This is a genomic window from Robinsoniella peoriensis (assembly GCF_000797495.1).
In the GTDB taxonomy this organism is placed as follows: Bacteria; Bacillota; Clostridia; order Lachnospirales; family Lachnospiraceae; genus Robinsoniella; species Robinsoniella peoriensis.
On the sequence record NZ_JTGN01000018.1, the window covers coordinates 69,432 to 81,161 of the forward strand.

8 protein-coding genes and 1 tRNA gene are annotated in these 11,730 nt (G+C 43.2%); all 9 read left to right on the forward strand.

The features are described from left to right. Window positions 1–39 precede the first annotated feature (39 nt). The 9 genes from QR40_RS26010 (at window position 40) to QR40_RS26050 (ending at window position 11,712) form a co-directional block, all read left to right on the forward strand. Window positions 40–113 (forward strand) — tRNA-Met (locus tag QR40_RS26010). A gap of 222 nt (window positions 114–335) precedes the next feature. Continuing rightward, a complete protein-coding gene (locus QR40_RS26015) occupies window positions 336–1,823 on the forward strand; it encodes a SpoIIE family protein phosphatase (RefSeq protein WP_027295015.1) in 1,488 nt (495 codons plus the stop codon). Between the two features lie 167 nt (window positions 1,824–1,990). Then, complete coding sequence (gene tilS, locus QR40_RS26020) at window positions 1,991–3,385, forward strand: tRNA lysidine(34) synthetase TilS (protein WP_044297479.1); 1,395 nt, start codon at window positions 1,991–1,993, stop codon at window positions 3,383–3,385. After that, on the forward strand, window positions 3,385–3,906 hold the full coding sequence (hpt, locus tag QR40_RS26025; protein WP_027295013.1) for a hypoxanthine phosphoribosyltransferase: 522 nt from the start codon (window positions 3,385–3,387) through the stop codon (window positions 3,904–3,906). Before tilS ends, hpt begins: the two co-directional genes overlap by 1 nt. Window positions 3,907–3,994: 88 nt before the next feature. Continuing rightward, window positions 3,995–5,797: an ATP-dependent zinc metalloprotease FtsH gene (gene ftsH, locus QR40_RS26030; RefSeq protein WP_027295012.1), complete on the forward strand. Its 1,803-nt coding sequence runs from the start codon at window positions 3,995–3,997 to the stop codon at window positions 5,795–5,797. A 344-nt stretch (window positions 5,798–6,141) separates the two neighbouring features. Then, complete coding sequence (locus QR40_RS26035; protein ID WP_044297508.1) at window positions 6,142–8,223, forward strand: glycoside hydrolase family 13 protein; 2,082 nt, start codon at window positions 6,142–6,144, stop codon at window positions 8,221–8,223. Window positions 8,224–8,460: 237 nt separating this feature from the next. Beyond that, on the forward strand, window positions 8,461–9,885 hold the full coding sequence (locus QR40_RS26040; RefSeq protein WP_044297480.1) for an extracellular solute-binding protein: 1,425 nt from the start codon (window positions 8,461–8,463) through the stop codon (window positions 9,883–9,885). A 72-nt stretch (window positions 9,886–9,957) separates the two neighbouring features. Further along, on the forward strand, window positions 9,958–10,860 hold the full coding sequence (locus QR40_RS26045) for a carbohydrate ABC transporter permease (RefSeq protein WP_027295009.1): 903 nt from the start codon (window positions 9,958–9,960) through the stop codon (window positions 10,858–10,860). 3 nt (window positions 10,861–10,863) lie between these two features. Next, window positions 10,864–11,712: a carbohydrate ABC transporter permease gene (locus tag QR40_RS26050; protein WP_027295008.1), complete on the forward strand. Its 849-nt coding sequence runs from the start codon at window positions 10,864–10,866 to the stop codon at window positions 11,710–11,712. The last annotated feature ends 18 nt before the right edge of the window (window positions 11,713–11,730 follow it).

Consider the following 11,730-nt stretch of genomic DNA (forward strand, 5'->3'; position numbering starts at 1 on the left):
GACAAATGGGAAAGAAATCGATATAATGGGTATCGTTGTGGCGGAATAGCTCAGTTGGCTAGAGCACACGGTTCATACCCGTGGTGTCGAGAGTTCAAATCTCCCTTCCGCTACTGAAATCAGGCATTATGGTTTATCCATAGTGCCTTTTTTGTATATACGTTTTAGTCGCGGGCAACGAGCCAGATGTACGAGCCTGCGGGTTCATTTGGCTCGTTGCCTGCGCGCATTTTGTCAAAAGATTCCTTGTTTTTGATCCTTGTTTTTGACAAATATTTTTCTTGCCCCGGTCTATAATACCACCTTAAGAGCAGAATTTCAGGGAGGTTAAGAACATGGGGGATTTCATCATAGCTGTTCTCGTAGTAAGTGTCTTATGGATACTATGGGATTTGTTAAAGCTGCTCGTGAGAGAAAAAGAAAAAGGCGAACCGGCGACAGAGTTTGTAAACGGACCGGGTAAGGAAATGATTGGAAAGATAGCAGATTCTTTTCAGGATCTTGCAAATACATTCCACAGTATGCCTTGTCAGAAGGAACGTCTGTCACAGGGTGATGTGAAAGAAATTTTTCATGAAGTACAGGACCGGATATGCAGCCAGTGCGCCATGTGCAGCAACTGCTGGGAGAAGGAACATTACAATACCTACCGCAGGGTCTATGACATCCTTTCAGCGATAGAAGAAGAAGGGGAAGAGATCAGTGCGGACAAGCAGGTGGAATTCATTGAGTACTGCATCCATGGAAGAACTTTTCTGGAAGAAATGGTACAAGTATTTTCAAGGGCTAAGCTAAACCTGCTGTGGAGCAACCGCCTATTGGAAAACAGATCCGCTGTTGCGGAGCAGCTCCATGAAACTGCTGATATTGTACGCAAGATTTCAGATAATGTCTATGATGTAAAAAATGTGGATGAGGATTTCAGAGAAAAGGTTAAGATGCGCCTGAGGCTGCGGTTTGTGGTGGTAAAGGACTTATGGGTGCTTCCGCAGGATCAGGACAGGCAGCAGATATTTATGACAATGAGGTCTATGAAAGGGAGATGCGTCTCTACCAAAGAAATTGGTATTGTTCTCAGTGAGATTTGTAAAAGCCCTATGGTACCGGCTAAAGATTCCCGGATGATGATAAACCGGGAGTACAGTACGGTACTTTTTGTATCGGATACCAAATTCAGTGTCTTAAATGGTGTGGCCAGGGTAACCAGAGATGGGGAAATGATTTCCGGTGACAATTTTGGTTTCTTAAGCAGGGATAATGGTCAGATGATCATGAGCCTCTCTGATGGGATGGGTTCCGGCATCGGTGCATGTAAAGAAAGTGAAAAAGTCATTGAACTGCTGGAACAATTTCTGGACGCAGGTTTCAATAAGGAAACAGCGGTCAGGATGATCAACTCAGCGCTGGTGCTGCAGGGGGGAATGCAGATGTTTTCTACCATCGACCTATGCGCCATTGATCTTTACAATGGAAGCTGCGAACTGATGAAGATCGGAGCCTCCACTACTTTCTTTAAGCGGAATAACTGGGTTGAGGCGGTCACAAGTACAAGCCTGCCCGTAGGGATGCTGCAGACGGTTGATTTTGACTGCACCAGTAAAAAGTTAACTTCAGGAGATTTTATTATTATGATATCCGACGGGGTGCTGGATGCGCTGCCGCCTAAAAATGCGGAAGAGGTGATGAAGGAGCTGATTATGGAGATTCAGACAACGAATGCCAGGGAATTTGCCAAAGCACTTCTGGAAAGAGTACTTATTTATCAGAACTGCAGGGCAATGGATGACATGACAGTACTGGTGGGGGGAGTCTGGAAAAAGTAATTGATGCTTGCATTTTCCATAAGTATTCTTTATATTAGTAGTTATATAGTCGGAAGTATCAGAAATCCGGCATAAAAATACGGGAGAGCCAGGTTTGAAAGAAAAGCGCTTTCAAACTACCAGTACAGCATTGCGTAAGCTGGCTTGTAATATTCAGGGGGAGATGCATGCAGAAAGTGTTCCAATATATACAGAAATATAAAATGATTGAAGAAAATGACAGTGTTATAGTGGGCGTATCCGGAGGAGCTGATTCGGTATGCCTGCTTTTTGTACTGCTGGAGGTAAGAAAGAAAATTCCTTTTTCTATACAAGTTGTCCACATTGAACATGGAATTCGTGGACAAGACAGTCTGGATGATGCAGACTTTGTGGATAACCTTTGTAAAGAGAAAGGGATTCCTTTTTATTTATATTCCGTGGATGTGGTAAAAGCAGCACGGAATAAGAAAATATCTGTGGAAGAGGCAGGCAGGGAGGCTAGATACGAGGCATTTGCGGATGCCATGGAACGCCTTAATGGCAATAAGATAGCGGTTGCCCATAATGCAAATGACCAGGCAGAGACAATATTGTGGAATCTGGTACGTGGATGCGGTCTCAGGGGGCTGTGCGGAACCAGACCGGTGCGGGATTGCATTATACGGCCGCTTCTAGATACATCCAGAGCCGAAATTGAGTCGTATCTCACAGAAAGAAAGATAGCGTACCGGACAGATATTACGAATCTGTCCGATGATTATACCAGAAATAAGCTGCGTCTCCATGTCCTTCCTTATCTGGAAAAGGAATTAAATGGGGCAGCAACTGCCCATATTGCAGAAACGGGGCAGCATTTGCAGAAGATAGAAGCGTATATGGAAGAGGCTTCCAGGCGGGAGGCAAAAGACTGTATCTGCATTTCAAACGGGAAAGCCTTAATTGATACGGCGATTTTTTCCCAAAAGCCGGAGGTGATAAGAGAATACCTCTGCCGGTTCTGTTTAAAAGAGATCGGATGCGGACTCCGGGATATAGGAAGTGTCCATATCGATAATCTGATGAAACTGCCGGATCTGCAGTCAGGGAGAATGATTCAGCTGCCGGGCGGGTATCGGGCGAAACGTCTTCCCGGCCAGATCTGCATTGCCAATGAAGAAGAAAAGCCTGTGGAAAAGGCGTACATGGGTTTACAGGAGCAGGAATTGCAGGTTCAGGTGCCCGGAACTTACGTTATCGGTGGAAAGCGGGTAATTTTTACCACGGAAATATATGAAAACCAAAATATTAAAGAAAAAGCATATACGAAATGGCTGGATTATGATAAAATATACAATGCAGTTTCTTTACGCAGCCGCCGAAGCGGGGATTATTTTATCACAAACCGGGAGGGCGGTAAAAAGAAATTAAAGTCTTATTTTATTGATGAGAAAATTCCTCAGGATGAGAGAGACCGGATCTTACTCCTGGCGGATGGCCCCCATATCATGTGGATTGTGGGATATCGCATCAGTGAGGCATATAAAGTTACAGAAGATACAAAAATTTTATTAAAGATACAAGTGGAGCAGGAGGCAGACTAATGGAAGATAAGATCCGTGTGTTAATACCGGAAGAAGAGGTAAACAAAAGAGTAAGAGAACTGGGTGAAAAGATCAGTGAAGAATATGCCGGTAAGAAAGTGCATTTGATCTGTGTATTAAAGGGCAGTGTATTTTTTACCTGTGAACTGGCTAAGAGAATTACTGTACCGGTGACAATGGATTTCCTGTCGGTGGGAAGTTATGGGGCAGGTACAGAGTCCAGCGGGGAAGTTAAGATTAAAAAAGATCTGGATGAATCCGTTGAGGATAAAGATATTATTATTATCGAAGACATTATTGATTCGGGAAGAACATTAAGCCGGTTGGCACAGATCCTGAAAGAAAGAAAACCGAGCAGTATGACAATCTGTACGCTGCTTGATAAGCCGGAACGACGTGTTACAGATGTAAAAGTGGATTATGTGGGATTCAATATTCCAGATGAATTTGTTGTAGGTTTTGGTCTTGACTATGCGCAGAAATACCGTAATCTTCCATATATCGGAGTAGTAGAGCTGTAATTGTCGCAGAAGCCTACGTGGTGTTATATTAGTACATTATTACGCAATGAAGTACTACCAGAGAATTACAGAGAGGAGATTTAAGGCATTGAATAAGAGTTCAAGAAATTGGGGCATCTACATTGTAATTGCCGTGCTCGTGGTTGCAGCATTTATGATGCTGCGGGGCGGATTATCCATGCAGGAGACGTACAGCCTTCAGGAATATTCCACAGCGCTGGACAGCGGTAATGTGGTGAAAGTAGAGATTCATCAGAACAGCCAGGTGCCAACAGGACAGTTATATGTATATTTAAAAGATGGAACGACCAAGAAGCTGAATGTGTCGGACGTAAAAGAGTCCCAGGCTCAGCTTGCAGAAAAAAATGTTCCAACCGTTTTATTTGATATTCCGAAAGAAAGTATGTTTATGACAACCATTTTCCCGGTACTGTTGATGGGGGTTATGATGATATTCTTATTTAGCATGATGAATCGTCAGGCATCCGGCGGGAATAATAAAATGATGAATTTTGGAAAGAGCCGAGCAACCCTTACCACTCCGGATAGCAAGCGTGTAACCTTTAAAGACGTTGCAGGCCTGCAGGAGGAAAAAGAAGACCTTCAGGAAATCGTTGATTTCTTAAAGGAGCCAAAGAAATATCTTCAGGTAGGCGCCAGAATACCAAAAGGTGTACTGCTGGTTGGACCTCCGGGAACAGGTAAAACCCTCCTGGCGAAAGCAGTGGCAGGAGAAGCAGGAGTACCGTTCTTTAGTATTTCCGGTTCTGATTTTGTGGAAATGTTTGTAGGTGTCGGTGCATCCCGTGTCCGTGATCTGTTTGGAGAGGCCAAGAAGAATGCGCCTTGTATTGTGTTCATCGATGAGATTGATGCGGTAGCCAGAAGAAGGGGAACCGGAATGGGCGGCGGCCACGATGAACGTGAGCAGACTTTGAACCAGCTGCTGGTTGAAATGGATGGTTTTGGTGTAAATGAAGGCATCATTGTCATGTCAGCTACGAACCGTGTTGATATTCTGGATCCGGCAATTTTAAGGCCGGGACGTTTTGACCGTAAAGTGGGTGTTGGTAAACCGGATATCAGAGGCCGGGAAGAGATCTTAAAGGTTCATGCAAATGGCAAACCCCTTGGGGATGATGTAAATCTGGAAACCATAGCACAGACCACGGCAGGATTTACCGGAGCAGATTTAGAGAACCTGTTGAATGAAGCAGCAATTTATGCAGCAAAGGATAACAGAGGATATATTAAACAGGAAGATATTAACCGTGCATTTATCAAGGTCGGTATCGGAGCGGAAAAGAAAAGCCGTATTATTTCAGAAAAAGAGAAGAAGATTACCGCTTACCATGAAGCAGGTCATGCAATTTTATTCCACTTACTTCCGGATGTGGGTCCGGTGCATACCATATCCATCATACCTACCGGAACCGGTGCTGCTGGCTATACGATGCCGCTGCCTGAAAAGGATGAGATGTTCAATACCAAAGGGCAGATGCTTCAGAACATCATTGTAGATCTGGGCGGACGTGTGGCAGAGGAACTGGTCCTGAACGATATTACAACGGGAGCTTCCCAGGATATCAAACAGGCTACCAAGCTTGCTAAGGCGATGGTAACCCAGTTTGGAATGTCTGACCGGGTAGGACTGATCCATTACGGCAGTGACGATGATGAAGTTTTTATCGGCAGAGATCTGGCGCATACCAGAGCATTCAGTGAACATATTGCAACTACCATCGATGAAGAGGTGAAGAGGATTATTGACGATGCCCATACAAAGGCACGTTCTATGATTGAGGAGCATATTGAAGTGCTTCACAAGTGTGCAAAACTGTTGATTGAAAAGGAAAAAATTGGCCGGGAAGAGTTCGAAGCACTGTTTTAGTGAAAAGTGCACAAAAATTGATAAGCAAATTTGTGAAGTTTGTGCACACTTATTCGGACAATGATGATATACTAATCATCGTAAAACCCCCCCCCAATACATTATATAGTTTTTGCTACACCCCATAAGAAGAAATACCTTCTCCAAAAAAGACAGCAGATTACTGGCTGTCTTTTTTACTGTTTTGGGATAAGAGCGCGTTTGAAAACAGGCTCTGACAGCAAATAAGGCTTGTAGTAACTGTAGGAATGATATAGAATGGAATCAGGATATGATTAAGGAGTGTGATCATGGATAGTAATCAATTGGAACGGATACAGAGATCATGGCAGTATGTAATGCGGATGCGGCCTGTTTTCGATATGGAAGCATTGTTTAGTGATGAAACTGAGAATTACGTGATGCCGATGGAACCGGAACCCCATGAGACGGTAACAATACGCTTCAGAACAGCGAAAAATAATGTAGATGCCGTGTATTTTATCAGTGGCGCAGACAGGCTTATAATGCAGTTTGAAGAGAGCCTGGGGGATTTTGACTATTATAAGATTGAAATTACTGTAGGAGAGAATCCTTTACACTATTATTTTGAAATACAGACCGGAAAGTTTCGGTGCTTTTATAATAAAAGAGGTGTATCCAGGAATTTGCAGGAGTACTATGCGTTTGCTCTGGTGCCTGGATTTAAGACCCCTGACTGGGCAAAAGGCGCAGTTATGTATCAGATCATGGTGGACCGTTTTTATAACGGGGATAAAAGCAATGATGTGGAAGACAGAGAATATTTTTACATTGGAGACCATGCTTCCGGTGTGAAAGACTGGAACAAACGTCCTGCATATATGGGAATCCGGGAGTTTTACGGCGGAGACCTTCAGGGTGTAATGGATAAGCTGGATTATTTACAGGACTTAGGCGTGGAAGTTATTTATTTTAACCCGATATTCGTTTCGCCATCTAACCATAAATATGATATACAGGATTACGATTATATTGATCCCCATTATGGGAAAATTGTAAGTGACGGGGGACAGGTGCTGGAACCCTGGGATAAAGATAATACACATGCGACAAAATACATTAAGAGAGTAACCGACAAAGAGAACCTGGAGGCAAGCAATGCATTTTTTGCGAAGCTGGTAGAGGAAGTACACAACCGTGGGATGAAGATTATCCTGGATGGCGTGTTTAACCATTGCGGATCTTTTAATAAATGGCTTGACCGGGAACGGATCTATGAGAACCAGCCGGGATATGAAAAAGGGGCTTATATTGATAAAGACAGTCCTTACCGCAGCTTTTTTAAGTTTAACAATGAACATGAGTGGCCTTATAATGCTTATTATGACGGTTGGTGGGGGCATGATACCCTTCCTAAGCTTGCTTACGAGGAATCTGAGAAACTGTATGAATATATCATGAGGATTGCCGGGAAATGGGTTTCCCCGCCCTTTAATGTGGATGGATGGCGCCTGGATGTGGCGGCTGACCTTGGATTCAGCAATGAATACAACCACAAGTTCTGGAAGGAGTTCCGAAAGGTTGTAAAGAAGGCAAATCCAGACGCTCTGATCCTGGCGGAACATTACGGAGATGCAGGAATGTGGCTGAAAGGCGATGAATGGGATACGGTCATGAATTATGATGCATTTATGGAGCCTATGACCTGGTTCTTTACCGGCATGGAAAAGCATAGTGATGAATACCGTGAAGATATGCTGGGAAATCATGAGAACTTTGTGGGGGCGATGACCCACCATATGTCTAATTTCCTGGCGCCTTCCCTTCAGGTAGCCATGAATGAGCTGTCTAACCATGACCATTCCCGTTTCCTGACCCGTACCAACCACTGTGTGGGCCGTGTGGCGAATCTGGGATATGAGGCTGCGGAGAATTTCATTAATAAGGCTGTGCTTCGTGAAGCAGTGGTCATGCAGATGACCTGGCCGGGAGCACCGACGATTTATTATGGAGATGAAGCGGGTGTCTGTGGATTTACGGATCCGGACAACAGAAGAACTTATCCATGGGGACAGGAAGATCTGGAGTTGATCCAATACCATAAGGACATGATTAAGATTCATAAAGAAAATCCGGTGTTAACCCATGGATCTTTGAAGTTTTTAGACAGCAGGCGACATTGCCTGAGCTATGGAAGGTTTTCGGCAGATGAGCAGATGATTGTTATTTTTAATAACAGCGATGGGCAGCAGGAGTTTTCCATACCTGTATGGCAGGCGAATATCGGAAATGCTGACCGTCTGCTTCGTTTAGTTCTCACGGATGAGAATGGATATACGATGGAACCGCTGGTATATGACATATGCAGGGGAAGTGTGAATGTCACCATGTCCAGGACTTCAGCAATGATCCTGAAATGTGTGAAAACAGAATGGCCGGATCAGGAACCCGGTGAGTGCTTTTAAAAGTTAATTGATTAAAAAAGAGAAAAGACAGTCTGATAGCTGTTTTTTCTCTTTTTTTATTTCTTTATCTGTTCTTTGATATTCTGTCTGATATGCTCCCATCTAATATTTTCCAAAAGGTAAGAAAATTATATATTTCAGACATTTTATTAAATTTCGCTTATCCTTATCATGTGATAATATGTATTTACCATATAACAAAGCAAGGAAATTGTAAAAGAAAAAGGAGGATACACAATGAAAAAGAGATGGAGAGCAGTTGTATCATTGTCACTGGCGGCAGCTATGACGGCAAGCTTATGTGCCGGATGCGGCGGTTCCGGAACTTCAGGCACAGGGGCAACGGATGCAGGAACACAGGCAGCTGCGGATGGGGCAGACACAGATGCAGCAACTGCTGATGGGGGCGGGGACGCAGGTGAAACCAAAGCGGCAGACGCAGGGGCGAATAATGACAGCAAAGAGATCATTTTCTGGAATATCGGTACGGAAGACCCGGATAAATCAATCATGCAGTATGCCGTAGATAAATTTAATTCCGAGACCCAGTCCGGCTATACCGTTACTTCTGTTCCCACACAGAATGATACTTACAAGGAAAAACTGGTTATTGCAATGAGCTCAGGTGAATGTCCGGATATGTATACCAGCTGGTCGGGAGGACCAATGTTTGAATATATCGATTCCGGATATGGCCAGCCTATCGATGACTTATTCAAAGGCAGTAAGGTAGAAGAAAAAGCAATGGATGCGGCAGTTGCACAGTCAACCTACAAAGACCATATTTATGCAGTACCTGTTTTGAATGTATCTATTTCCGGTATATTTTACAATAAAGAAATGTTTGAAAAATATAATCTGGAAGTTCCAAAGACAGTTTCGGAACTAGAAAAGGTTTGTGATACTTTTGTTGAAAATGGCATTACACCATTTGCCCTTGCAAATGCATCCAAATGGACCGGTTCAATGTACTTTATGAGTCTTGCAACCCGTTATGGCGGACTGGAACCATTTAGTAAAGCTGCGGACGGCACAGGATCATTCGAAGATGAATGCTTTAAATATGCAGGGGACAAGATTCAGGATTGGGTAAAGAAAGGTTATTTCCCGGAAGGTGTTAACAGTTTAAGCGAGGATGACGGACAGGCAAGACAGCTGATGTATCAGGAGTCGGCAGGAATGCTGTTATGCGGATCCTGGTATACCGGAAACTTCCAGAACGACAGTAAGGAATTCTATGAAAAAATTGGCTGGTTTTCTTTCCCGGCAGTCGATGGTTCAGATGCAGATGCGTCTATCCAGATCGGAACCATCGGAGATCAGTTTATTTCCTTTAACTGTACCGATGATAAGTTAAAAGCAGCTTTTGAATGTGCAGAACATTACTATGATGATGAAGCTACACAGCTGATGGTTGATAAAGGCAAAATCCCGCCTGTAAAGGGTGTAGAATCTTTGATTACAGATCCGGTAGCGAAAGATATCCTGACTGCAGCAAATGACGCATCATCCACACAGCTGTGGTATGACCAGTACCTTCCGCCTGCAGTAGCAGAAGTGCATAAAGATACCTGCCAGGAGATTTTTGGTCTTACCATGACTCCGGATGAAGCTAATAAGAAACTTCAGGAAGCAATGCAGAGCTATCTGGCTGATAAGTAAGTTAAACAGCAGAAATCAGGGGGACTCAGGACACGCTTTAGAGTCCTCCTTTCAATAAAAGGAGGTTATTCGATGGATGGTAAAGAGGTTTCCCTGCTGAAACAAAGACAAAGAGCCACCAGGAAGGCAGCAGCCATTTTCCTGGCACCTGTAATTATTTTATTGATCGTATTTATTTTTTATCCTATTCTCGATACGTTTAACACCAGCCTTTATAAATGGAATGGGATCTCTTCCAGTAAGTCTTTCATTGGGCTGGGCAACTGGTCTACACTGGTTAAGGATGGAAGTTTCTGGATAGCGTTTCGAAATAATATAGAGATTATGATCCTTTCGATTGTGATTCAGATTCCAATTGGTCTGGCATTGGCAACATTCCTGGATTTTGGCGGGAAGAAAATGAATTTATTTAAAGTACTCTGGTTTATACCATTGTTAATGTCTTCGGTAGCGATTGGTTTCCTGTTTTCTTATGCGTTAGCTACAAATGGCGGCATCATCAGTACCATCGCCAAAGTATTCGGGGGCGGCAACATTGACCTTTTGGGTAATCCCCGGACGGCGTTATTAACGGTTATCGGTGTTATCTGTTGGCAGTTTACGCCTTTCTACATGGTTTATTTTATGGCAGCATTCACCAATGTTCCATATGATGTATTTGAAGCTGCCCGCATAGACGGGGCAACAAGAGGACAATATTTCTGGAAAATAGCACTTCCATTATTAGTACCATCCATGAAGAGTGCAGCAATTCTGTCTATGGTAGGTTCCTTAAAATATTTTGATTTGATTTATGTTATGACCGGCGGTGGTCCCGGTACTTCTACGGAATTAATGGCAACATATATGTATAAACAATCCTTCAAGACGTTCAACATGGGGTATGGATCTGCGGTAGCAGGCGGTATGTTTATCCTGATTACCCTGGTATCCCTTATTACTATGAAAATATTAAATGGAAAAAAGGAGGCGTAATTCATGGATCAATATAAAAAATCAAAAATGAAAAGTGTGATTTGCTGGGTTATTGCCTTTGTTTTTGCTATCTTTTATCTGATAATATCATTTATGCCATTTGTGTTTATGGTGCTGAATTCCTTTAAAGAAAAATTTGAAATGCTGGTAAAAGGAATTTTCAGTCTGCCGGATGCTTTTAATCTGGATAATTACCAGGCGGTATTTGCGGGGAATTTCTGGAAGTTTTTTGGAAACAGTGTGATTGTACTGGCTGTTTCCCTGACAATACTATTATTTATCTCTGCCTGTGCATCTTATCCATTGGCCAGATTTAAGTTTAAGCTGGCAAATCCGCTTTATGCAATGATTGTGGCATGTATGTCTATACCGATACATATTACTTTAATCCCGGTATTTAAGATGTCCCAGAGTACCGGACTGTATGACAGCATCTGGGCATTGATCGGTCCTTATGTGGCGTTTGCAGTTCCTATCTCAGTATTCATTCTCACCAGCTTTATGCAGGGAATTCCAAGAGAGATTGAAGAGTCAGCGGAGATAGACGGATGTAATAAGTACAAGATGTTCTTTAAGATGATTTTACCGCTTGCAAAACCCGGACTCTCTACACTTGCAATTTACAACGGTGTTAATATGTGGAATGAGTTCAGTTTTGCCTATACCCTGACCCAGTCCACACAGAACAGAACCCTGCCCCTGGCAGTCTGGGAATTCCAGGGACAGTATTCTATGAATACACCGATGATTATGGCTGTACTGACCCTGACAGTTTTACCGATGATTATCATGTTTATCTTCTTCCAGGATAAGCTGGTAAAAGGTATGACGGCGGGAGCCGTAAAAGGCTGAAATGGACTTTTAGACAAT